Origin of the sequence: Streptomyces sp. NPDC053076, from assembly GCF_044546845.1 — a bacterium.
Taxonomy (GTDB): domain Bacteria; phylum Actinomycetota; class Actinomycetes; order Streptomycetales; family Streptomycetaceae; genus Streptomyces.
Genome location: NZ_JBITZL010000014.1, coordinates 126783 through 153778, shown reverse-complemented (window position 1 = coordinate 153778; position 26996 = coordinate 126783). Strand labels below are relative to the sequence as shown.

Here is a 26996-nt window from a genome sequence, read left to right as displayed (position 1 = left end):
CCCCGCTCCGGCACCACGAGCGGCGCCTCGATCACCAACTCCTCCACCACACCGCAACCGACCTCGTCACCAGCACGAACCGCCAACTCGACCAGACCCGTGCCCGGCACGAGGACAACCCCGCTCACCGCGTGATCGGCCAGCCAAGGATGCGTCCGCAGAGACAACCGGGAGGTGCACAAGACACCACCGGTCTCCGGCACCGCCACCACCGCACCCAACAACGGATGATCAACACCCGCCTGACCAAGCGCGACAGCATCGACAGCAGGAGTCGAACGCAGCCAGTAATGCTCGTGATCGAAGGCGTACGTCGGGAGCTCAATGTGTGAAGCACCGGCAACCGGCAGCATTGCCGCCCAGTCCACGACCACACCCTGGACGAACAGTTCGGCCATCGAGATCAGCAGTCGGCCCAGGCCGCCCTCCTCACGGCGCAGCGAACCACCGACCACGACACGAGACCGGACCATGTCATCCGCCTCGTCCACGATCTCGCTGACCGGCTGGACCAGAACCGGGTGAGCGCTGGACTCCACGAAGACGGTGTGGCCGCCGGCCAGGAGGTCGGCGATGGCGGGACCGAAACGGACCTGGCCACGCAGGTTCCGATACCAGTAGCCGCCGTCGAGGACACCCGCCTCCCGCACCCACAAACCCGTCACAGTCGAGTAGAAAGGAACCAGCGGCGCCTGAGCACGGATGTCGGAGAACGCCTCGCCCAGGATCTCCTCGATCGCCTCGACATGCCGTGTGTGGGAGGCGTAATCCACCGCGACCCGGCGCACCCGCACACCCTCCGCGGCAAGAACCTCCAGCGCCTCGTCGAGAGCCTCGGCATCACCGGCGATCACCACCGAGGACGGACCGTTGACCGCCGCCACCTCGACTCGATCGGCCCACCGCGCAAGTCGCTCGAGCACCTCAGCCTCAGGCAGCGCCACCGACGCCATACCACCCCGGCCCGCCAAATCGCCCGCGATGACCTGACTGCGTACCGCCACAATCCGGGCAGCATCCTCCAGCGACAACGCACCCGCCACACACGCAGCCGCGATCTCACCCTGCGAATGACCCACCACCGCATCCGGCACCACACCGACCGACGACCAGACGGCGGCAAGGCCGATCATCACCGCGAAACTCGCCGGCTGCAGCACATCCACCCGCTCCAGGAGATCGGCCGGAGCATCGCCTCGCAGCACATCCACCAGCGACCAGTCCACCCAAGGCTTCAACGCCGCCGCGCACTCAGCGATCCGCTCCGCGAACACCGGTGAGGAGTCCAGGAGTTCGCGACCCATGCCGGCCCACTGCGAACCCTGACCGGGGAACACCAGAACCGTCCGCCCCGCGACCGCGGCCGACGCCAATCCGCCCGTGACCACACCCCGACGAGACTCACCCCGCGCCAGCGCCTCCAGACCCGCCACAGCCTCACCCCGCGAGCCGACCACCACCACCGCACGCTCGGACAACACCGCACGCTGACCAACCAACGCCGCGGCCACGTCCGTCAGGGGCACCTTCTCGCCGGACTCCACAAAGGACGCCAACCGCTCCGCCTGCCCCACCAGGGACGCCGCCGAGGCAGCGGACACGACCAACGGCACCACACCGGCGGTCGATGCGGCCGGCGCCGCGGGCTGCTCCTGCGGTGCCTGCTCCAGGATCAGGTGCGCGTTCGTGCCGCTGATGCCGAAACTGGAGACACCGGCGCGGCGCGGCCTGCCCTCCTCCGACCAAGCGCGGGCCTCGGTGAGCAGTTCGACCGCGCCCGCCGCCCAGTCGACCTGGGGCGTCGGCTCCGTCACGTTGAGCGTGGGCGGCATGATGCCGTGTCGGAGCGCCTGCACCATCTTGATCACGGCGGAGACGCCGGCCGCGGCCTGCGTGTGACCTACGTTGGACTTGAGCGAGCCCAGCCAGAGCGGGCGCTCCGGGTCCCGGTCCCGGCCGTACGTGGCGAGCAGGGCTTGCGCCTCGATGGGATCGCCGAGCTCCGTGCCGGTGCCGTGCGCCTCCACAACGTCGATGTCGGCCGCGGCGAGGCCACCATTGGCGAGCGCCTTGCGGATGACCCGCTGCTGCGAGGGCCCGTTGGGGGCGGTCAGGCCGTTCGACGCGCCGTCCTGGTTCACGGCCGAGCTGCGGACGACCGCGAGCACCCGGTGGCCGCGTCTGCGGGCCTCCGAGAGGCGTTCCAGGACGACGATGCCGACGCCCTCGGACAGGATGGTGCCGTCGGCACCGGCCGAGAACGCCTTGACCCGGCCGTCGGCGGCGAGGCCGCGCTGGCGCGACATGCCGCGCAGGCCGATCGGTGAGCCCATGACGGCGACACCGCCTGCGAGGGCGAGCGAGCATTCGCCCTGACGCAGTGCCTGGGCAGCGAGGTGGATGGCGACGAGGGACGAGGAGCAGGCCGTGTCGACGGTGACCGCGGGGCCCTCGAAGCCGAACACGTATGACACCCTGCCGGAGGCCACGCTACCGGCGGTGGCCGTCGTGACGAAGCCTTCGAGTTCGTCGGGCACGTTACTGAGGGACTCGATGTAGTCGTGGATGGAGACGCCCGAGAAGACACCGATATTGTCGCCGCGCGCGGAGTGGGGGTCGATGCCGGCCCGCTCCAGGGCCTCCCACGAGGTTTCGAGGAGGAGCCGCTGCTGTGGGTCCATGGCGAGCGCCTCGCGCGGCGAGATGCCGAAGAAGCTGGCGTCGAACTGGGCGGCGCTGTGCAGGAATCCGCCCTTGTGGACGTAGGCCGTGCCGGGCTTGTCGGGGTCGGCGTCGAACAGGCCGTCGAGGTCCCAGCCGCGGTCGTCCGGGAGGTCCACCATGCCGTCGCGGCCCTCGGCCACGAGACGCCAGAGGCCGTCGGGGTCGTCGACGCCGCCCGGCAGGCGGCAGGCCATGCCGACGATGGCGATGGGCTCGTCGGGCTCGGCGGGGACGGTGGGGGTGGCGGTGGCGGTGGCACCGGCCGTGTCGTCGCCGAGCTCCTCGCGCAGGTAGCGGGCGAGTGCCACCGGGGTGGGGTAGTCGAAGATGAGGGTGGCGGGGAGTTTGACGCCGGTGGCGGCGCCGAGCCGGTTGCGGAGTTCGACCGCGGTGAGCGAGTCGAAGCCGATCTCGCTGAACCCTCGTGTGCCCTGGGCGAGTTCGGCGGCGTTGAAGCCGAGGACCGCGGTGGCTTCGGCCTGCACGATGCCGAGGAGGACGGCTTCCTGTTCGGCCTCGGGCAGTCCGGCGAGGCGCCGGAACAGGTCACTGCCGTCGCCTGCGCCGGCGCGTGCGAGGCGGCGGCCACTGCGCACCAGGCCGCGCAGGAGGTGCGGGACGGTGCCGCCGGAGGCCGCGTCGGCGCGCAAGGACCGCAGGTCGAGCTTGATCGGTACGAGCAGGGTGTGTTCGGCTCGCAGGCCGGTGTCGAGCAGGGCTAGGGCCTCGGCGGGGGTGAGGGGCAGGATGCCGCCGCGGCTCATACGGGCCTGGTCGATCTCGCTGAGGTGGGCGGTCAGGCCGGTGCTCTGCTCCCACAGGCCCCAGGCCATCGAGACACCGGGCAGGCCCGCGGCCCGCCGGTGGGCCATGAGCGCGTCGAGATAGGAGTTGGCGGCGGCGTAGCTGCCCTGGCCGGCGGAGCCGAGCAGAGCGGCGGCGGAGGAGAAGACGATGAACGAGGCGAGTTGCGGGACAAGTTCGCGGGTCAGCTCGTCCAGGTGGCGGACGGCGGTGACCTTCGGGGCGAAGACTCCCTCGATGCGCTCCGGCGTCAGTGCGCCGATCACACCGTCGTCCAAGACCCCTGCGAGGTGGACGACACCAGTGAGCGGGTGCTCGGCGGGCACGGCCGCCAGAAGGGCCGCCACGGCGTCCCGGTCGGCGACATCGCACGCGCAGACCGTCACCGCCGCGCCCGACTCGCCGAGTTCGGCGGCCAGTTCGGCCGCGCCCTGCGCGTCGGGACCGCGGCGGCTGACCAGCAGCAGGTGTCGTACACCGTGCTCAGCCACCAGGTGCCGGGCGACTAGGGCGCCCAGGGAACCGGTGCCGCCGGTGACCAGGACGGTGCCCCCGGGGGCGAAGGCGTACGCACTCCCGGTCCTGGTCTCGGCACCAGCGTCGGCGTCGAGGGCGGGCTCGGTCTCGACGGCAGCCGCGCGTACCAGACGCGGGGCCGACAGGACCGTGCCGCGAACGGCGACCAGCGGCTCCGCGGTGGCGAGCACGGGACCCAGGACGGGACCCGCTCCGGCCGAACCGGCAGGGTCGAGGTCGACGAGCACGATCCGGTCGGGGTTCTCGGCCTGGGCAGCCCGGACCAGACCCCACACGGCGGCACCGGCCGGATCGGTGACGTCAGCGTCGCCGCCCGCGGGCACCGCACCCCGGGTCACGACGACGAGAGGTACGGCGTCCAGGGCAGGTGCGGCGGCCAGCCACGCCTGGACCACGGCCATGACGCGGGTGGTGAGGCCGAACGGGTCCTCGGCGTCGCCGGTCGTCGCCGTGAGGACGGCGACCGGCGGCAGGGTCTCGCGGGCGGCGAGCGCCGTCACGTCGTCGACGGTGGCGAGAGGCGCCCAGGAGGCGGGGGCGGCGGCGCCCTCGGGGGCGGGCAGCGGGGGCCACTCCACGCGGAACAGCGAGTCGCGGCTCTCCCGGCCGGCCGCGCCGGCGCCGAGCTGCTCGGCGGTGACCGGCAGGGATACCAGCGAGTCCATGGTCAGGACGAGGTCGCCGGTCTCGTCGGCGGCCTGGAACGAGAGCGCGTCTGGGCCGCTCGGGGCGACTCGTACGCGCAGGGCGGAGGCGCCCAGGGCGTGCAGGACGAGACCGTTCCAGGCGAAGGGCAGAACTTTGCGGTCGTCCTCGGGGTTGGCGAAGGCGTTGGTGTGCAGGGCGGCGTCGAGCAGGGCCGGGTGGATGCCGAACCGGTCGGCGTTCTCGCGCTGCTCGGGCGGCAGGACAGCCTCGGCGAACAGTTCGTCGCCGCGCCGCCACACGCCGCGCAGGCCTTGGAAGGCCGGACCGTAGGCGTATCCGCGGGCGGCCAGATCCGAGTAGAAGTCGTCGATGGCGACGGGCTGCGCGCCGGCCGGAGGCCAGGCGGCGAAGTCGACGGCGGGCGTCGTGCCGTCGGCCCAGGCGGCGTTGGAGAGCAGGCCGGTGGCATGCCGGGTCCATCCCTCCTGCCCCGCCTCGTCGGAGGTCTCCTCGCGGAGGGAGTAGACATCCACGGTGCGCGAGCCGTTGGGGCTGGCGCCGCTGACGGTGACCTGGATTCGGACGCCGCCCTGCTCGGGCAGCACGAGCGGTGACTCGATGACGAGTTCCTCCAGGACACCGCAGCCGAACTCGTCGCCGGCTCGGACCGCCAGATCGACGTAGATGGTTCCGGGTACGACGACCGCGCCTGCGATGGCGTGGTCCGCGAGCCACGGGTGGGTGCGTAGGGAGAGTCGGGAGGTGAGGACCAGACCGTCGGACTGTGGCAGCGGGACCACCGCGCCGAGCAGCGGGTGGTCGGTGCCGGTCAGGCCGAGCGAGGCGGCGTCGTTCGCGGTGCCGGTCAGCTGGATCCAGTAGTGCTGGTGGTCGAAGGCGTATGTCGGGAGGTCGATGCGGCCAGTGTCGGCTCCGGCCGCAAGGACGCCGCTCCAGTCGACGTGGACGCCTCGGACGAAGAGCTCGGCCATCGAGGTGAACAGGCGGCGCGGGCCGCCGTCTTCACGGCGCAGGGAGCCGGTCACGACGGCATCGGCCTCGGCGCGGACCACGATCTCGCTGATCGGCTGGACCAGGACGGGGTGGGCGCTGGACTCCACGAACACGGTGTGGCCGTCGGCCAGGAGGTCAGCGATCGCTGGACCGAAGCGGACCTGCCGGCGCAGGTTGCGGTACCAATAGCCGCCGTCGAGGACACCAGCCTCGCGAATCCACTCGCCGGTCACGGTGGAGAAGAACGGCACGGCAGGAGCCTGGCTGCGGATGTCGGCGAAGGCCTCGCTCAGGATCTCCTGGACGGCTTCGACATGCCGGGTGTGCGAGGCATAGTCGACTGCGATGCGGCGCACGCGTACGCCTTGGTCCTCCAGCGCGTCGATGGCCTCGTCGAGGGCTTCGGCGTCACCGGCGATCACCACTGACACCGGACCGTTGACCGCCGCGACTTCGATCCGGCCGGCCCACCGCTCCAGACGCTCGACGGCCTCTGTCTCAGACAGCGCCACCGACGCCATACCGCCACGGCCCGCCAGACTTGCGGCGATGACCTGACTACGTACGGCCACAATGCGAGCAGCGTTCTCCAGGGACAGTGCGCCCGACACACACGCGGCAGCGATCTCACCCTGCGAGTGACCGACCACCGCATCCGGCACCACACCGACCGACGACCAGACGGCGGCAAGGCCGATCATCACCGCGAAGCTCGCAGGCTGCAGCACATCCACGCACTCCAGGAGTTCGGGCGGAGCATCCCCTCGCAGCACATCCACCAGCGACCAGTCGACCCACCGCTCAAGCGCCGCCGCGCACTCAGCGATCCGCTCCGCGAACACCGGTGAGGAATCGAGGAGTTCGCGGCCCATGCCGGTCCATTGCGAACCCTGCCCTGGAAAGACGAGCACGACCTTTCCGGCCCCGCCCGGCGTCGACGCGCTGCCGACGGCCACCGCGCGTGCGGCCTCGCCGCGCGCAAGCGCGCCCAGGCCCGCCAGGGCCTCTTCGGGCGAGTCGGCCACGACGACCGCCCGCTCGGCGAGCGTCGCCCGGCCGGTGGCCAATGCGGCCGCCACGTCGGCGAGCTCGACCGTGCCGGACGCCTCGACGAACGAAAGCAGACGCTCCGCCTGGCCGGTAAGCGAGGCGGCCGTGGCCGCCGACAGCACCAGCGGCACCACGCCGTCGACCGCTGGAGCCGGAGAGGGGCCGGAGGCAGTTTCTGCGGCGGGCTCTTCTTCCAGCGCCTGCTCCAGGATCAGGTGGGCGTTCGTACCGCTGGCACCGAACGAAGACACACCGGCCCGGCGCGGCCGGCCCACCTCTGGCCACGCGCGGGCCTCCGTCAGCAGCTCCACCGAGCCCGCCGTCCAGTCCACCTGCGAGGTGGGGGCGTCGACGTGCCGGGTGGCGGGCATGACACCGTGCCGCAGCGCCTGCACCATGTTGATCACTGCGGCCACGCCGGAGGCGGCCTGGGTGTGGCCGATTACCGACTTGACCGAGCCTAGCCACAGCGGCCGGTCCTCCGACCGGTCCTGGCCGTACGTAGCGATCAGGGCTTGCGCCTCGATCGGGTCACCAAGAATGGTGCCGGTGCCGTGGCCCTCGACCATGTCGATGTCGGCCGTAGTGAGGTCGGCGCTCTCCAGCGCCTTGCGGATGACGCGCTGCTGCGCGGGTCCGTTGGGCGCCGTCAGGCCGTTGGAAGCGCCGTCCTGGTTGAGGGCGGAGCCGCGGATCACCGCGAGGACCCGGTGTCCGTTGCGGCGTGCTTCCGACAGCCGCTCGAGCAGGATCACACCTGCGCCTTCGGCCCAGCTGGAGCCGTCCGCGCAGGCCGCGTACGACTTGCAGCGGCCGTCGAAAGCGAGGCCGCGCTGCCGGGCGAAGCCGACGAACCCGCCGGGGGTCGCCATCACGGTGGCGCCGCCGGCCAAGGCCATGGAGCACTCGCCTCGCCGCAGTGCCTGGGCGGCCAGGTGGATGGCAACCATGGAGGAGGAACACATGGTGTCGACGGTGACGGCAGGGCCTTCGAGGCCGAGTGTGTAGGCGACCCGTCCCGAGGCGATGCCGCCCGCGGTGCCCAGGGCGCGCTCCAGGCTGAGGAAGCCTTCGAGGCCGCTGAGGTCGGGCGCGTAGTCCTGGTGGACCATGCCGGCGAACACGCCGATGTCAGTGCCGCGTACGGAGTGCGGGTCGACGCCGGCTCGTTCGAGTGCCTCCCAGGAGACCTCGAGGAGCTGCCGCTGCTGAGGGTCCATCGCGAGCGCCTCGCGCGGGGATATCCCGAAGAACGCGGCGTCGAATTGGCCGGCGTCGTGCAGGAACGCGCCCTCGCGGACGTACGTCGTGCCGGGGTTGTCCGGGTCGGGGTCGTAGAGGCCCTCCAGATCCCAGCCGCGGTCCTCGGGGAAGGTGGTGTAGACGTCAGTGCCGTCGGTCACCACCCGCCACAGGTCCTCGGGGGTGCGTATGCCGCCCGCGTACCGACAGGCCATCGAAACGATCGCGATGGGTTCGGCCGAGGACTCGGAGAGACGCTGGTTCTCCTGCTGGAGCCGCGCGTTCTCCTTGAGCGAGGCACGCAGTGCGTTGACGATCTGCTCGTCCGGTGCCGTCATCTCGGTAGGTCCTCCGTCTTTGTCGCTGTCGGTAAACCAAATGTCGGTAAGTCGGGTGATCAGTCGGTGTCGTTTCCCAGGGCGCGCTTTACGAGGTCGGCGACGTCCATCACGTCGATCAGGTCGGCGTCGTCCTCAGCGGCGGGCATCACCGGGTCTGGCTCGGGAGTCGTCACCCCGGGGGGCGGAGCCGTCCTCGGGACCAATGAGGCTGAACAGCATGTCGAGAAGGCCGGCCTCCCGGAACCGGGCGAGCGGGACCTGATCAGAACGCAGGAAACCGACGAGGGCGTCCAGGGTCGGATAGTCGAAGATGAGGGTCGCGGGCGGCTGCAAAGTACGAGGTCGGTTGACGCGGCGCGGAACCCTCATCGCGGTTTGTTGCTGGGCAATTCTGTGACTGCGGAGGGTCCGCGAATATCGAGGGCTGCCTCCACGAGATTAGACAGGGCCGCCTTCGTGGGGCATCCCCTGGTCTGGTAGCTCCCGGCTGCGTCCAAGGAAGTGGTGTAGGGCTCCCACCCAATCCACGCCTTTGTTCCGGTGTCGGAGTGAGTGTCCGGATATAAGAATGGCCACCGGCTGATCTTCGAGATGTCAAAGTTCCGAAGGAGATCAGCAACGGACCACTGGCACCTCTGGCACCTCTGGCACCTCTGGCACCTGCTCGGCGAGGCGGCGCACACAGGGAAGCCCTGGCGCACGGCGCGGACCAACGTCCGCCTCACCACGTAGGACACGGTTCAAGTCAGGTGATCAGTTGGTGTCGTTTCCCAGGGCGCGCTTTACGAGGTCGGCGACGTCCATCACGTCGATGAGGTCGGCGTCGTCCTCAGCGGCGGGCATCACCGGGTCTGGCTCGGGAGTCGTCACTTCGGGGGCGGAGCGGTCCTCGGGACCGACGAGGCTGAGCAGCATGTCGAGAAGGCCGGCCTCCCGGAACCGGGCGAGCGGGACCTGCGCGAGTACGCGCCGCAGATCGTCCTCCCGCGTGTCCAGGTCGTCGTCGCCCGTTTCCGTCAGCAGTTCAGACCGCAGGAAACCGACGAGGGCGTCCGGGGTCGGATAGTCGAAGATGAGGGTCGCGGGCAGTCGTAGACCGGTGGCCACGTGCAGGCTGTTGCGGAGGTTGACCGCGGCGAGCGAGTCGAAACCGACCTCCTGGAAGGACTGGAGCGGGCCGATGCTGTCCGTGCTGCTGTGTCCGAGGACGGTCGAGGCCTGTCCGCACACCAGCCGGAGCAAGAGACGGTTCTGTTCCGCCTCGGGGACGTTGCGGAGGGAGTCCACCAGGGATGAGGTGATGCTGATGTTCTCGGCATCGGGCTGGGAGGCGCGCAGGGCGGCGGCGGCCTCGGGCAGGTCAGCGAAGAGCGGGCTGACCCGTACAGAGGTGAACGCCGGGATAAACGCCTCCCAGTCCATGTCGACGACCGTCACGGCTTTCTCTCGCGCTTCCACGGCCTGTTCGAACGCGGTCATCGCGATCTGTTGGGTCATCGGCAGGACACCGCGGCGGCGCAGCTGCGCGAGGGTCGCCTCGTCCATGGCAGGGCCGATTTCGTCGAGGGCTCCCCAGGCGATCGAGGTGGCCGCGAGTCCTCGGCCGCGGCGCCGTTCGACCAGGGCATCCAGGACTGCGTTGGCCGCGCCAGAGACGCCCTGGCCACCACCACCCCAGATTCCGGCGATCGAGGAGAAGACCACGAAGGCATCGAGCGGGGCCCCGCCGGCGTCAGTGTCGGTGAACAGTTCGTCGAGCCATAGAGCGGTGTCGACCTTGGCCGCGAAGACCTCGGTGAGGTCGGCGAGGCCGGTGTCGGCGATGTTGCTGGTCCAGGCGGTGTCGGCGGCGTGCACGACGGCGGTGAGCGGCTGCTTCTCCGGGGTCTCGGCGATGAGTCGGGCGAGCGTTGCACGGTCGGCGTCGGCGCAGGAGACGACTGTCGTCTCCACCCCGGTGGCCGCGAGCTTGTCCAGCAACTTGGTGACGGCGTCGGCGGGCGCCTGAGCCGTGGTCGTGATGATGAGACGGCGCGCGCCGGACCGGGCGAGCCAGAGCGAGGCATGTGCGCCGAGGGCCTCGGCGCCGCCCGTCACAAGGACTGTGCCATGAGGCTGCCAGCCGCCGTCGGCGGGCGCCTCGGGTGCGGGCTTGCGGGTGAGTCGCCTGCTGTAGACGCCGGAGCGGCGTACGGCGAGCTGGTCGTCCCCCGCTGCGCCGTTCAGAGCGCCCACGAGATACTGCGCGGTGCGGGCGTCGGCGGTTGCCGGTAGGTCGACCAGGCCGCCCCACCGGTCGGGGTGTTCAAGGGCCACGGCGCGGCCCAGGCCCCAGAGCGCGGCCTCGCCAGGATCGGTAACGGTGTCCTGGATACCGGTGTTCACCACGCCCCGGGTCAGACACCACATTGGCCCGTTGACGCCCGCGTCTCCGAGGGCCTGAATCAGCGCGAGGGTCCTGGCGGTGGTGACAGTGGTGTCCTGCGTGCCGTCGAGGGCGAGCAGGGAGAGAACTCCTGCCGGCTCGTACTCGGCTCGGATGCCGCTCAACTGCTCGGTGAGCCCCGTGCGGGTGAAGGCAGAGGGAGCGATCTCCAAGGGCACGATGTCGAGTCCCTGGGCACCGAGCGCCGCGAGGAGCTCGGCCACCGGGGAGCCGGCCGTGGAGTCAGCCGGGAAACCGATCGCGCCTTCGATCGGGCATCCCGGCGGCAGTACGGCGAGCCAGCGGCCCGCGGGTACTCCCGACACCTCCCGGTCCAGGGGCCGCCAGGTGATGGCGTAGCGGAGGCGCTCAGCGCTGGACCGCTGCTGGCGCCTGCCGCGCCAGTCCGCCAGCACCGGCACGACAGTGCGCAGGGCGTCTCGCAGACTGTCGGAGTCCGACGCGAGCAGTCCGGCGAGCGAGTCCGCGTCGGTCTGCTCGACGGCGCTCCAGAAGTCCGCGTCGGTGTCCTCGCCCGAGGCTCCGCTGCCGTCGGTGTCATCGGCCTCCTGCAACCAGTAGTGACGTCGATCGAAGGCGTACGTCGGGAGCTCGACCTGCGATGCACCGGCACCGGACGGCAGCATTGCCGCCCAGTCCACAGGAACGCCCCGGACAAAAAGCTCGGCTATCGAGGTGAACAGCCGGTGCAGACCGCCCTCGTCACGGCGCAGTGTGCCACCGACGACAGCACGCAGCCGGACCGTGTCATCCGCCTGGTCCACGATCTCATTGACCGGCTGCACCAGAACCGGATGGGCACTGACCTCCACGAACACCGTATGACCGCCGGCTAGAAGGTCGGCGATGGCGGGACCGAAACGGACCTGACTACGCAGGTTCCGATACCAGTACCCGCCGCCCAGCACACCCGCCTCCCGCACCCACTCACCCGTCACAGTCGAGTAGAAAGGAATCAGCGGGGCTTGGGCACGGATGTCGGAGAACGCCTCGCCCAGGATCTCCTCGATCGCCTCGACATGCCGGGTGTGGGAGGCGTAATCCACCGCCACCCGGCGCACCCGCACACCCTCCGCCGCAAGAACCTCCAGCGCCTCGTCGAGAGCCTCGGCATCACCGGCGATCACCACCGAGGACGGACCGTTGACCGCCGCCACCTCGACCCGGCCCGACCACCGCTCGATACGCTCGGCCACTTCTGCCTCGGACAGCGCCACCGACGCCATACCACCCCGCCCCGCCAGACTGCCCGCAATCACCTGACTGCGGACCGCCACCACCCGGGCAGCATCCTCCAGCGACAACACACCCGCCACACACGCGGCCGCGATCTCGCCCTGCGAATGACCCACCACCGCATCCGGCACCACACCCACCGACGCCCACACCGCAGCCAGACCCACCATCACCGCAAAACTCGCCGGCTGCACCACATCCACCCGCTCCAGGAGATCGGCCGGAGCATCCCCCCGCAACACATCAACGAGCGACCAGTCCGCCCACCGCTCCAACGCCGCCGCACACTCAGCGATCCGCTCCGCGAACACCGACGACGAGTCCAGGAGCTCACGCCCCATCCCCACCCACTGCGAACCCTGCCCCGGGAACACCAGAACCGTCCGCCCCGCACCCACCGCGCTGCCAGTGACCAGACGGGGATGGGACTCACCCCGCGCCAGCGCACCAAGCCCCGCCAACGCCTCCTCCCCGGAGTCGGCCACGATCACCGCACGCTCGGACAGCATCGCCCGCTGAGCGACCAACGCGCCCGCCACGTGCGGCAGTGTGCCCGCGTTCTCCCCGACGAACGACACCAGCCGCTCCGCCTGCCCCACCAGCGAACCAGGACTCCGCGCCGACACCACCAGCGGCACCACAACGGGCGCAGCGGGCAGCTCCACACCGCTCTCTGCCGCCGGCGCCACGGCGGGCTCTTCGGGTGACTCCTCCAGGATCACGTGGGCGTTGGTGCCGCTCGCGCCGAAGGAGGAAACGGCGGCTCGGCGCGGCCGGCCCGTGTGCGGCCATTCTCGCGCCTCTCTGAGCAGTTCGACCGCGCCGGCCGTCCAGTCCACCTGCGGTGTCGGCTCCTCCACATGGAGCGTCGGCGGCATGACTCCGTGTCGCAGCGCCTCGACCATCTTGATGACGCCGGAGACACCCGCCGCTGCCTGGGTGTGGCCGATGTTGGACTTCAGCGAGCCGAGCCACAGCGGACGGTCGGCGGGCCGGTCCTGTCCGTAGGTGGCAAGCAGTGCCTGGACCTCGATCGGGTCGCCCAGGGAGGTGCCGGTGCCGTGGCCCTCGACAATGTCGACGTCCTTCGGCGATAGGCCCGCGTCGGACAGAGCGCGCCGAATGACGCGCTGCTGGGAGGGTCCGTTGGGGGCGGTCAGGCCGTTCGAGGCGCCGTCCTGATTGACAGCGCTGCCGCGCAGCACGGCCAGGATTTGGTGGCCGTTGCGGCGGGCCTCCGACAGACGCTCCAGGACGATTACGCCCACGCCCTCGGCCCAGCCGGTGCCGTCGGCGGTCGAGGAGTACGCCTTGCACCGGCCGTCGGCGGAGAGACCGCGCTGGCGGGCGAACTCCACGAAGGCGTCCGGGCTGGACATGACGGTCGCACCACCTGCGAGGGCGAGCGAGCACTCTCCGCGCCGTAGCGCCTGGGTCGCCAGGTGCATCGCCACGAGGGAGGACGAACAAGCCGTGTCGATGGTCACCGCCGGCCCTTCGAAGCCGAACACGTACGACACGCGTCCCGACGCCACGCTCGACGAAGTGCCGGTCATCACGTAGCCCCGGACGTCCTCGGGGATCTGCCGCAGCCGGGTGACGTAGTCGTGGTGGACGATGCCGGTGAAAACACCGATGTCACGGCCCCGGGCGGAGAGGGGGTCGATTCCGGCCCGCTCCAGGGCCTCCCATGAGGTCTCCAGGAGCAGCCGCTGCTGCGGATCCATCGCGAGGGCCTCGCGCGGCGAGATCCCGAAGAGTCCGGCGTCGAATTGGGTGGCGTCGTGCAGGAATCCGCCGACGCGGGTGTAGGTGGTGCCAGGGTGGGCGGGGTCGGGGTGGTAGAGCTTGTCGATGTCCCAGTTCCGGTCCTGCGGGAAGCCGGAGAGCGCGTCGCGCTCCTCGGCAACCAGTCGCCACAGTTCCTCGGGGGTGTTGACGCCGCCGGGCAGGCGGGTGCTCATGGCGATGATGGCGATCGGCTCGTTGGGGTCCGCGAGCACGGCAGGTCCGGATGGGACGACTCCAGCCGACAAGTTCGCGGCTTCCTCACCGAGCAGTTCGGTGCGCAGGTGCCAGGCGAGGGCGGAAGGGGTCGGGTAGTCGAAGGCAAGGCTGCTGGGAAGGCTCATGCCGGTGAAGTCGTGCAACCGGTTGCGGAGTTTGACGGCGCTGAGGGAGTCGAAGCCGAGGTCCTTGAAAGGCTGCTCTTCGTCGAGGGCTTCAGCGCTGGTGTGGCCGAGAACGACGGCCGCGCTCTCCTTCACAAGGTCCAGCAGGACGCGCTGCTGTTCGGTGGCTCCAAGCGCGGCGAGCCGGTGGGCCAGCGATCCACTCTCGGCGGCCGGCCGTCCCACGACCCGTCGGACGAACGGCCCGTCCTCCGTCGCCCGTGCCTCGCGAAGAGCGGGGGTGCCGACCGCGGCGGCGATGACGGTGCTGTCCATGCGGCCCAGGGTCAGTGGTCCGAGTGCGGCGACTGGTTCGCCCGTGTGGTCGGCGAGCTCCACGAGGTGGCGTCCGCCCTCCACAGGCGTAGCCCGCAGCCGCAGGGCGGTGGCGCCCTCGGCGTACACGGCCAGGTCGGCGCAGATGGTGAGATCGCGCGCTCTCTCACCGGTGCGGCCGGCCAGGAGGCGAAGGACGGTGTCGAGGAGTGCGGGATGGAGGGTGAACCCCGCGGCCTCATCGACGAGTTCCGGAGGCAGGGAGACGTCGGCGAAGAGCTGGCCGTCTTGTTCCGCCAGGCCGTGTATTCGCACCCCGCGGATGTCGAGGAGGTCCGCCGGGGCGTCGGCTCCGGTGGCCGGCCAGGTACGCAGGTCGAAGGATGGCGTGGGCAGGCCGGGCCGGAGCAGTGCGCGGGCGTGGCGCGTCCAGGTGCTGTCCTCGTCGCCGGCCCGCCTGCTGTGGACGACGACCGGGCGCAGCCCGTCCCGGCCGGGGACATCGACGTGGACACGGAGCTGGAGGTGGCCGTGCTCGGGCACGGTCAGCGGGGTGTCGACGATGATCTGCTCGACGGCGCCGCTTCCCGCCTCGGTTCCGGCGTGGACCAGCAGGTCGAGGAGTACGGCGGCCGCAACGGTATCGGTGCCGGGATCGAGGAGCCGACCGAGGGCACGCCGGTCGAGCCGCCCGGTGAGCACCACACGGGTGCCGCCGTCGCTGACCGGGCTGACGTGGTCGTCGTCGGGGATCTCGACTGCCGTGCCGAGAAGCGGGTGCCCGGTGGGGCGGGCGCCGAGCGCCTCGGCGTCGGTGGCGGTGGTCTCGGGTTCGACCCAGTACCGCTGGTGCTGGAAGGCGTACGTGGGCAGCTCGGTACCGATCGCCGTGGCCGGGGTGCCGAGGAGAGCGGACCAGTCGATGTCCGTACCGCGGACATGCAGTTCGGCGAGTGCGGTGAGGACGGCGGTCTCCTCGGAGCCGTCCTCGCTCAGGGTGGCGAAGCAGCCCCGGTGGTCCGTGCCGAGAGTGGCGAGGGCGAGGGCGGTCAGGCCGCCGCCGGGTCCGACCTCCAGGAGGGTTTTGGCGCCCTGGTCGCACAGCGCGGTGACTGCGTCGGCGAACCGCACGGCATGGCGCACTTGGTCGGCCCAGTACTCCGGGGTGGCGAACTGGCCGTCCTTCGCAGGTGCACCGGTGAGCGTGGAGATGACGGGGATGGCGGCTGGGCGGGGACGCAGCCGGGCAATGACAGCTCGGAACTCGTCGAGCATGGGGGCCATCAGTGGCGAGTGGAAGGCATGACTGACCTTCAGGCGTTTGGTCTTCCGGCCCTGTTCGGCCAGTCGCGCGGCCACGTCGAGGACGGTGTCCTCGGCACCGGAGAGCACGATGGCGCCGGGTCCGTTAACTGCGGCGATAGCGATCTCGCCCGTGGCCCCCTCCAGCAGTGGTGCCACCTCGGCCTCGGTCGCCTGCACGGCGACCATTGCGCCGCCCTCGGGCAGGGCCTGCATCAACCGGCCGCGGGCGGCGACCAGTTCGCCTGCCTCCGCCAGGTCAAGGACTCCGGCGGCATAGGCGGCGGAGATCTCGCCGACTGAGTGTCCGGCGACCAGGTCCGGACGTACACCCCAGGAGGCGAAGAGCTGGAACAGAGCGGTCTCCAGGGCGAAGAGACCTGCCTGCGTGTACAGGGTACGGTCGAGCAGTGCGGCCTCCGCCGTGCCGGGCTCGGCGAACACCACCTCGCGCAGCGGACGCTCCAGATGACCATCCAAGTGTCGTTCAACAGCCTCGCACGCGGCGGTGAAGGCGTTCCGGAAAAGCGGGTGTCGCTCAGCGAGTTCGCGGCCCATGCCGGCCCACTGGCTGCCCTGCCCAGTGAAGAGGAAGGCCAGCTTGCCCTCAGAGGGGCTGCCGGTGACGGTGCCGGCAGTAGGCGTGCCGTTGCCGAGCGCGCGCAGCGCATCGGCAAGCTGCTGCCGGTCGGTGGCCAGCAGGACCGCCCGGTGGTCGAGCTGGGCACGAGTGGTGGCCAGCGCGTGCGCGGTGTCGGTAAGGGCCGGCTCAGGGCGTGCCTCGACGAAGCGAGCAAGGCGCCCGGCCTGGGCGCACAGAGCCGCCGCTGTCCGGGCCGACACAGGCACGGGCAGAAGAGCGGAACCTGACCCTACGAGATCTGTGGCGGGTGCCGCATCGGCAGCATGCGCCTGGTCGGAGGCGGTTGCCGATCCGATGCCAGGTGCCAGTTCGTTCGTCGCCGCCCAGTCGGAGGCCTCAGCGTCCTCCACCGGCGCCTGCTGGATCACGATGTGCGCGTTGGTGCCGCCGATACCGAAGGACGAGATGCCAGCGCGCCGCGGGTGCCCGGTCTCGGGCCACTGGCGAGTCTCTGCGAGCAGTTCCACCGCGCCTGTGGACCAGTCCACGTGCGTTGAGGGGCGGTCCACGTGCAGCGTGCGGGGCAAGACGCCGTGCCGCATCGCCATCACCATTTTGATGACGCCTGCCATACCTGCCGCGGCTTGCGTGTGCCCGATGTTGGACTTGACCGAGCCGAGCCACAGCGGGCGGTCGGCGGGTCGGCCCTGCCCGTAGGTAGCGAGCAATGCCTGCGCCTCGATCGGGTCACCGAGGACCGTTCCCGTGCCGTGGCCCTCGACCGCGTCCACATCCGATGTCGACAGACCGGCGTCGGCGAGCGCCTTGCGGATCACCCGCTGTTGTGAGAGTCCGTTCGGCGCCGTAAGTCCGTTGGACGCACCGTCCTGGTTGACCGCGGTGCCTCGGACCACCGCGAGGACCTGGTGACCGCGGCGGCGTGCGTCGGAGAGCCGTTCTACGAGGAGCACGCCGACGCCCTCGGACCAGCCGGTTCCGTCCGCCGCGTCGGCGAAGGCCTTGCAGCGGCCGTCCTGGGAGAGGCCGCGCTGCCGGGAGAACTCGACGAAGGTCTCCAGGTTGCCCATGACCATCACGCCGCCGGCGAGGGCCATGGAGCACTCACCCTGCTGAAGTGCGCGGACCGCCATGTGGAGGGCGACGAGCGAGGACGAGCAGGCCGTGTCGATCGTGATGGCCGGGCCCTCGAAGCCGAACTGGTAGGCGATCCGGCCTGAGATGACGCTGCCGGAATTGCCGGTCAGGCGGAAGCCCTCGATGCCGGACGCGTGGTGCGTCCGTACCGTGTAGTCGTGGCTGTTGACGCCGGCGAAGACGCCGATGTCCTGCCCGGCGAGCCCGCTCGGGTCGATCGCGGCGCGTTCGAACGCCTCCCAGGAGGTTTCCAGGAGCAGCCGCTGCTGGGGGTCCATCGCGAGCGCCTCGTTCGGTGAGATCCCGAAGAAGGCAGCGTCGAAGCCGGTCGCATCGTCGAGGAACGCGCCGTGCCGTACGTAGGTCTTGCCGACGCTGTCAGGGTCGGCGTCGTAGTGCCGGTCGATGTCCCAGCCGCGGTCGTCGGGGAACTCTCCGATGGCGTCGACGCCTTCGGCAACCAGCCTCCACAGGTCTTCAGGGCTCTCCACACCGCCGGGGAAGCGGCAGGCCATCGCGACGATGGCGATTGGATCGTCGGAGAGGGCAACCACCGTGGCGGTGGTGTGCTCCTCAGCGCTCCGCTCCTGGCCGTCACCCCACTGTTCGTCGTCACCGAAGAGCCGTGCACGCAGGTGGTCGGCGAGCAGCGTCGGCTTCGGGTAGTCGAAGACAATGGTGGAAGAGAGGCTGAGAGCGGTCGCGGTCGCGAGCCGGTTGCGCAGCTCGACGGCGGTCAGCGAGTCGAAGCCGGCGTCCTTGAAGGCACGGTCGGCGCGGATGGCGTCAGCGCCGGAGTGGCCAAGCACCTGGGCGGCGTTCCGGCGGACGACGTCCACCAGTGCCTCTGTGCACTCCCGCTTGCCCAGGCGGTCGAGCCGCTGACGCAGGGAGTCGGTTACGGCCGTGTGCGAGGACGCGGCCGCTGGCCGAGGAGCAGGCGCGAGGCCGCGCAGCAGCGGTGCTACGGGAGTTCCGGCGCGGGCGGATGCCCTCAGTGCGGGCAGGTCGAACCGGGTGGCCACGAGCGCGGCAGGGGTCTCGTCGCCCGCCCGCAGGGCCGTGTCGAGGAGCGCCATGCCCTCGGCGGCGGAGAGCCCGACCATGCCGAGGCGCCGGGTGCGGTGCAGGTCTGTGGCGCCGAGGTGTCGGGTCATGCCGCTGGCGTCGTTCCAGTAGCCCCATGCGAGGGAGATGCCGGGCAGGCCGGAGCGGTGGCGGTGGAGGGCGAGGGCGTCCAGGGAGGCATTGGCGGCGGCGTAGTTGCCCTGGCCGGGGTTGCCGAGGACTCCAGCGGCGGAGGAGAAGAGGACGAACGCCGCAAGATCGATGTCCCGGGTCAGTTCGTGCAGGTGCAGTGCGGCGTCAAGTTTCGGCCGCAGCACGGTGTCGAAACGCTCCGGGGTCAGAGCCGTGAGCACGCCGTCGTCGAGGACTCCGGCGGTGTGAACGACGGCGGTGAGCGGGTGCGCATCCGGTACGGCGGCCAGGAGCGCCGCGACAGCGTCCCGGTCGGCGGTGTCGCACGCGGCGATGGTGACGGTCGTGCCGAGGGCGGTCAGTTCCTCGTGCAGCGCCGCCGCCCCTTCGGCATCCGGTCCGCTCCGGCTGGCCAGCAGCAAGTGCCGTACGCCGTGTTCGGTCGCCAAGTGCCGGGCGACGAGACTGCCGAGCGTCCCCGTGCCGCCCGTGACAACAACGGTGCCGTCGGGGTTGAGCTCGCGCCGGGGACCTTCGGCAAGCGGGGCGCGCTTCAGCCGAGGGACGAAGGCCACGCCACCGCGCACACGGACTCGGGGCTCGCCTGTGGCCACCGCGAGCTGCACGGCGTTCACGGCCGTCGTGTGCTTGGACGTCGCCGCACTGCCGCAGTGCTCGGCATGGTCGCTCTCGACAAGGACGATGCGGTCCGGGTGCTCCGACTGTGCCGAACGCAGCAGGCCCGACACGGCGGCTACGGTGACATCGTCCTCGGCGTCCGGGACGATCACGACGAGGCGGGTGTGCGCCAGGCCCGGTGCCGCCAGCCATGCCTGGACAACGGCCAACGCGGCGGCGACAACCTCGCGCGGGTCGGCGGGCGCGTGCCCGGCCTCATACACCAGCAGGCCCGGTACCGCTGGACCGTCCGCCGCGAGGCCAGCAACATCTTCGGCATCGACGACGACCGCCGTGGTGCCGGCGTCCTCAGTCATCTCACCCGGGGAAAGGGGAAGCTCAACCCAGTCGACCTGGAACAGGGCCCCAGGGGCCTCCTCGGACTCTGCCTGTTCGGGTGAAAACGGCTCGGCGACAACGGCATCAGCGGTCAGCACGGGCGCGCCGGTGGCGTCCGTCAGCTCAAAGCGGGTCACCCCTGTGGTGTCACGGGCTGCGCGTACCCGCACCGCCGCGGCGCCGGAGGCCAGCAAGGCCACCCCGCTCCACCGGGTCGCGATCACGTCCTCATCAGGAAACGCCGTTCGCACCGCTGCGTCGAGCAGCGCCGGATGCAGGCCGTAGCGGTCGGCATCGCCGACCGCCTTGTCGAGGGCCACATCGGCTGCGGGGCTGCCGGTAGGCCACGGGGCGCCGGAAGTGGACGGGGTCACCGGGCCGGGCACCAACGTGCCGTGCGCGTGGCGTGTCCACACCGCGTCCAGGCCGGCGTTGTCCGGGCGGGAGTACACCTCGACCGGCCGCCGCCCCTGCTCATCGGCCTCCCCGACGGTCATCTGCACGGCTCTGCCACCGCGCAGCGGCAACAACACGGGCCGGTCCACGGTCAACCCCTCGACCACCGGACTGCCCACCTCGTCACCGAACCGGATGGCCAGCTCGACCAACGCCGCGCTCGGCACGACGACGACGTCACCGACGGCGTGATCACCCAGCCAGGGGTGCGCATCCACCGACCACCGCGAGGTCGTCATGAAACCACCGGAGTCCGGCCGGCCGACGATCGCCCCGATCAGCGGATGATCAGCACCCGCCTGACCGAGCGCGACGGCATCGACAGCAGGAGTGGAACGCAGCCAGTAATGCTCGTGATCGAAGGCATACGTCGGCAGATCGACCTGGGCGGCGGCGGCACTGGCCGGGAGGACACCCGCCCAGTCGACGGGGACGCCTCGGACGAACAGTTCGGCCATCGAGGTCAGCAGTCGGCGCGGGCCGCCATCGTCACGGCGTAGCGAACCGGCCACCACGGCCTCTGTGTCGGTCTGGTCGACGATCTCGCTGACCGGCTGGACCAGGACGGGGTGAGCGCTGGACTCCACGAAGACCGAGTAACCCTCACCCAGGAGGTCGGCGACTGCGGGACCGAAACGGACCTGGCCACGCAAATTCCGATACCAGTACCCGCCGCCCAGCACACCCGCCTCCCGCACCCACTCACCCGTCACAGTCGAGTAGAAAGGAACCAGCGGGGCCTGAGCACGGATGTCGGCGAAGGCGGTTATCAGTACGTCTTCGACCGCTTCGACATGCCGTGTGTGGGAAGCGTAATCCACCGCGACCCGGCGCACGCGGACGCCATCCGCCGCAAGGACGTCGAGGGCTTCGGCGAGGGCTTCGGCGTCCCCGGCGATCACCACCGAGGACGGACCGTTGACCGCCGCCACCTCGACTCGATCGGCCCACCGCGCAAGTCGCTCGAGCACCTCAGCCTCAGGCAGCGCCACCGACGCCATACCACCCCGGCCCGCCAAATCGCCCGCGATGACCTGACTGCGTACCGCCACCACCCGGGCCGCGTCCTGCAGCGACAACGCACCCGCCACACACGCAGCCGCGATCTCACCCTGCGAATGGCCCACCACCGCATCCGGCACCACACCGACCGACGACCAGACGGCGGCAAGGCCGATCATCACCGCGAAACTCGCAGGCTGCAGCACATCCACGCGCTCCAGGAGATCGGCCGGAGCATCCCCCCGCAGCACATCCACCAGCGACCAGTCCACCCAAGGCTCCAACGCCGCCGCGCACTCAGCGATCCGCTCCGCGAACACCGGTGAGCAGTCCAGGAGTTCGCCACCCATGCCGACCCACTGCGAACCCTGACCGGGGAACACCAGAACCGTCCGCCCCGCGACCGCGGCCGACGCCAATCCGCCCGTGACCACACCACGACGAGACTCACCCCGCGCCAGCGCCTCCAGACCCGCCACAGCCTCACCCCGCGAGCCGGCCACCACCACCGCACGCTCGGACAACACCGCACGCTGACCAACCAACGCCGCCGCCACGTCCGTCAGGGGCACCTTCTCGCCGGACTCCACAAAGGACGCCAACCGCTCCGCCTGCCCCACCAGGGACGCCGCCGAGGCAGCGGACACGACCAACGGCACCACACCATCAACGACGTCTGCCGTCAGCCCAGACTCGACGGGCTCCGCATTGACGGGCTCCGTCTCCGGCGCCTGCTCCAGGATCAGGTGCGCATTCGTCCCACTGAGACCGAAGGACGACACACCAGCGCGGCGGGGCCGACCGGTTTCTGGCCACGCGCGAACCTCGGTCAGCACCTGGACGGCACCCGCCGACCAGTCCACCTGCGACGATGGAGCATTGAAATGCAGCGTCGACGGCATCACGCCGTGCCGCAGCGCCTCCACCATCTTGATCACACCAGCCACCCCCGCCGCCGCCTGCGTGTGACCGATGTTCGACTTCAGGGAACCCAGCCACAACGGGCGCCCGGGTTGCCGGTCACGGCCGTACGTCGCCAGCAGGGCCTGCGCCTCGATGGGATCGCCGAGTACCGTGCCGGTGCCGTGCCCTTCCACTACGTCAACCTCAGCCGCCGAGAGACCAGCCGACGCCAACGCCTTACGGATCACCCGCTGCTGCGAAAGACCATTCGGCGCCGTCAGACCATTCGACGCGCCGTCCTGATTGATCGCGCTGCCGCGGATCACCGCAAGGATCCGGTGCCCGTTGCGCCGCGCCTCCGACAGCCGCTCCAGGACCACCACCCCGGCGCCCTCGGCCCAGCCAGTACCGTCCGCGGCATCCGCGTACGACTTGCACCGGCCGTCCGAGGACAGTGCACGTTGCCGCGAGAACTCCACGAACGTGGAGGGGTCCGCCATCACCGTCGCGCCGCCTGCCAGCGCCATGGAGCACTCGCCCTGGCGCAGCGACTGGACCGCCAGATGCATGGCCACGAGGGAGGATGAGCAGGCCGTGTCCACGGTGATCGCAGGGCCCTCGAAACCGAACACGTACGACACGCGCCCGGATGCCACGCTCGACGCCGTGCCCGTCTCGCCGAAGCCCTCGAGTTCCGCTGGAGCCGCACCCGACAGCCCGTACCCTTGTCCCATCAGGCCTGAAAAGATCCCGACGTCACGACCTTTCAGCGTCCGTGGGTCGATCCCGGACCGCTCCAGCGCCTCCCACGAGGTCTCCAGCAGCAGCCGTTGCTGCGGATCCATGGCAAGTGCCTCACGCGGTGAGATCCCGAAGAACCCGGCGTCGAACAGGCCCGCCTCGTGCAGGAAGCCGCCCTGATCGACATACGACGTGCCGGTCTTCTCCGGGTCAGCATCGAACAGGCCGTCCAGATCCCAGCCTCGGTCCTCCGGGAAGCCGGACACACCGTCCCGGCCCTCTCTGACCAGCCGCCACAGGTCCTGGGGGCTCGCCACACCGCCTGGAAGGCGGCACGCCATACCCACGATTGCAATCGGCTCCGCGGGGTTGGCGGCCCCGGTCCGATCCTTGTCAGCCGTCGCCTCCCCGGCCGTGTCGTGCAGACCCAGGATCCTGGCCCGAAGGTGTGCGGCAAGGGCCTCGGGAGTCGGGTGGTCGAAGGTCACGGTTGTGGGCAGACGCAGCCCGGTCCGTTCGGTCAGCCGGTTGCGCAGCTCGACGACGGCGAGGGAGCCGAGGCCGAGGTCGCGGAAGGACCGGCCCACCGGGGTTGGTTCGGTGCTCGTGTGGGTGTGGACGGCGGCAGTCTCGTTGCGGATCATCTCGCCGAGCAGGGCAAGCTGGGCCCGCTCGTCCAGATCGGCCAGGCGTGCGCGTAGGGCGGCGGTGATCGTCTCGTCGGCCTGGGCGGTGGCGTGGGGCTCCTGTTCCGTCAGAGTGTCGAGTAGCGTCTGCACTCGGTCGCCGGGGTTGATGGTGCTCGGCCAAAGCGCCAGCAGGGCCGGGGATCCGGTCTCGATCAGCGCGTCGAAGGCGGCGGGGCCCTCGTCCGACCGGCCGAGGGCCAGCAGCGAGCCGGGCAATCCGTGCAGTCGGCGGTTGCGGACCACGGCCTCGGTGAGGGCGGCGGTGACCACCGTCGAGGGGAGGCCGTCGGACTGCGCGCCCACCAGTGCGGCAGCGTCGGTCACCACGACGAACGCGGTGAGATCGTCGTCGGCGGTGAAGTCATGCAGTGTTCGGGCGAGTTCGGGATCATCAGCGGTGTGGACGACCGCGGTCACTGGACCGGTCCTGGACAGCGCCTCGTACAACTCCAGCGAATCCGAGCCGTCGGCCACGACGCGGACGATATCCACCCCCTCCGGCAGTGGCTCGTCCTGGCTCCACTCGTCGTAGGTGTTCGTTGCCTGGACGAGCACGAGGTGTCGTGTTCCGTGCTCGGTGACCAGGTGGCGGGCGAGGACCGAGCCAGTCTTGGTGTCGGCACCTGTAACGACCACGACGCCGTCAATCCCCGGCGTGGCAAGATCCGGCCTGTCGGCGACGGGGAGGCGCACGAGCCTGGGCCGCATCAGTTCCCCGTCCCGTACGGCGAGCTGGGGCAGGCCCGAGGAGACGGCGGCGATCAGCGCCGCAGCGTACTCGGACTCCGGGGTGCGGGCTTCGACGTCGACGATTGTCAGCGGCGCGGCGTCACCCCCATCGGCCTGTGCAGCCCGTGCGGCTGCCCACAGGGCAACTTCGGCGCCATCTGGCGCCTCGTCCAGGTCGGTGACGCCCATCGCGCCCCGGGTGAGGACGACGAGCCGGGACCCGGTCTCCTTGCTCCCTCCAGCGCAGGTCGGCGTCAATGTGTCCGCGTCTGCCTCTGCGAGGACCGTCACGTCGGTGGCCGTGTCAGGGGTGGTGCGTGACGTTGAAAGGTCAGCGTATTGCCGTACGTCGGCGACGCCGGCCTTCCGAAGAGCGGCGACCAGGCCGTCGGTGACGGCGGTCCGACCAACTACTGCCCAGCGCAGCTCTTCCGGCGCGTCAGGGGAGACTGCCACCCTGCTCCAGTCCCTCAGCATCAGTCTCTCGTGGTGACCGTCGGCGGCGTATCGCAGCCGGGCCGGCAAGTCAGCGAGAAGGCGCCGGACGACCTTCCCCGAGGCGGTCCTCGGGATGGTCCGGGCCTCGTATATGCGCTCGGGGAGCTTGTACTGGGAGAGTTGGGTGCGGCAGTGGTCGAGCAGCCGGGCGAGGTCGACGCCGGCCGGACCAGGGACCACCCAGGCGACGGGGACCTCGCCGAGGGTGTCGTGAGGCATGCCGGCGACTGCGACGTCGGCCACGCCCTCGGCCACGCGCAAGGTGGCCTCGATCTCGTCGGGGTGGATGTTCTCACCGCCGCGGATGATGACATCCCTGAGACGGCCGCAGATGGTCAAGTAGCCGGCTTCGTCGCGCCGGGCCAGGTCGCCGGTGTGGAACCAGCCGTTCTGTAGGGCCTCGGCGGTGGCCTGTGGGTTGTTGTGGTAGCCCACCATGACGTTCGGCCCGCTGACCCAGACCTCGCCCTCGTGCCCGGCGGGCACGTCCTGCCCGGTGCGGGGGTCGACGATCCGGACTCCGACACCGGGCACGGGAAGGCCACAGGAGCCCTCGACCAAGTGGCCGTCGGGCGGGTTGATGGTGATGGCCCCGCAGGTTTCGGTGCTGCCGTAGGCGTCGACGAGGGGGATGCCGAAGGTCTCCTCGAAGGAGCGGCGCAGTCCAGGGCCGGTGACGGCACCGCCGACGAGGCCGACCCTGAGATCGGGCAGCGAGAGGCCGGTGCGGCGGGCGCTGCCGACCAGGTGGTGGTAGGTGGTGGGAACGCCGGCCAGGAAGGTGGACCGGTCCTCGCGTAGGGCAGTCAGAATGTCGTCGGCCGAACTGCCGTCCATGATCCGGGCGGTGGCGCCAGAGACAGTGACGGACAGGACACAGGCAATGTGGGACAGGCTGTGGAAGAGCGGCAGTGGCCACAGCACGCGGTCATGCCCGGAGAGTCCGGGCACGGGAATGTAGCAGGAGGCAACGGAGTAGAGGCAGTTGCGCTGCGTGGAAAGGACGCCCTTGGGGCGGCCGGTGGTACCCGAGGTGTAGAACATCCAGGCCACCTCGTCAAGGCCGAGGTTGTCCGGGGCATCGTTGACGGGCTCGGTGGCGGCGAGTTCCTCGAACGGTACGGTGCCCGGGGGCAGCATGTGCCCGGCACGGGCGCCGGTGGCGCCAGCCACGACGACGGACACCCCGCGGGTCGCACGGGGAATTGACTGAAGGAAAGTTTCTGCGTGTGCAGTGCCGGTGAGGGCGAACGCCGCTGCGCTGTCGGCCAGGAGGTATTTGATTTCCGCCGGGGCGGCCTGTGGGTTGATCGGTACGCCGATGCCGCCAGCCCGTACCACGGCGAGGTAGCTCTCCACCATCGCCACCGAGTTGCCGAGACACAGAGCCACCCGGTCGCCGCGCCGGACACCGAGGCCGACCAGGTGACCGCCCAGTCTCCTCGTCCGTGCGTCGAGTTCCCTGTAGGTGACCGCGTACCGGTCGTCCTCGAAAGCGATCTTGTCCGGGAACCGGCCCGCGTTCTCACTCAGGATGACCGGAAGCGGGGTGATCAGGTCGGGAAGCACCTTGACTCGAACTCCTAACCGGCTATCGGGGATGGCCAACTGCTGTTCGGCAAGCATGTATGTCTGTAGGGGTGAGTCAGCTCGACCGTGTGATGGTCGGCCTCCGAGCTTGCGATGTCTCGGACCGGCCGGCGCAGCCTGAGCAGGGCAGAAGGACTCCGGATGGTCCGCGAAGGCCGAGGACTGACCTGCATGACACTAGACAGGACGGCCTTCGCGGGGCATCCCCTGCTCTGGTAGGTCCCGGTCGAAGGTATGAGAGCGTGGTGGTGACCCGTGCTGTAGCTCACCTGGGTGGTCTCGTCCTTCCAGAACCGGTAGTCCTCGGCGCTGCGGTCGATGACCGCTTCGGCTCCCATGGAGCGGCGGACGGCCGCCCTCTGCGGCGAGGAGTCCACACAGATCGGGTTCGCTCCCCCGGCGAGCGCCAACTGGGGGCGCACGAGCCGAGTCCGCCGCTCGCGCCCCAGATCAGTACATTGTCGCCCTGCTTCAGCTGCGCGCCGTTGCGGGAGACCAGCTGCCGGTAGGCGGTCGAGTTCACCAGCCCCGGCGAGGCGGCCTCCTCCCAGGTCAGATGCTCCGGCTTGGGCATCAACTGGTTGGACTTCACCAGCACCAGCTCAGCGAGGCCGCCGAAGTTGGTCGGAGGCATCCGTAGCG

At 70.4% G+C, this 26996-nt stretch carries 2 protein-coding genes and 1 pseudogene; all 3 read right to left on the bottom strand.

Features of this window, described 5'->3' with window-relative positions:
* A partial coding sequence (locus tag ACIGYR_RS36890; RefSeq protein WP_400014430.1) for a type I polyketide synthase occupies window positions 1-8324 on the bottom strand: 8324 nt, incomplete at its 3' end.
* Between the two features lie 789 nt (window positions 8325-9113).
* Window positions 9114-26333: a type I polyketide synthase gene (locus ACIGYR_RS36885; protein WP_399606759.1), complete on the bottom strand. Its 17220-nt coding sequence runs from the start codon at window positions 26331-26333 to the stop codon at window positions 9114-9116.
* A 290-nt stretch (window positions 26334-26623) separates the two neighbouring features.
* Window positions 26624-26979, bottom strand: a pseudogene (locus ACIGYR_RS36880) (zinc-binding dehydrogenase); the annotation flags it as partial.
* Window positions 26980-26996 lie beyond the last annotated feature (17 nt).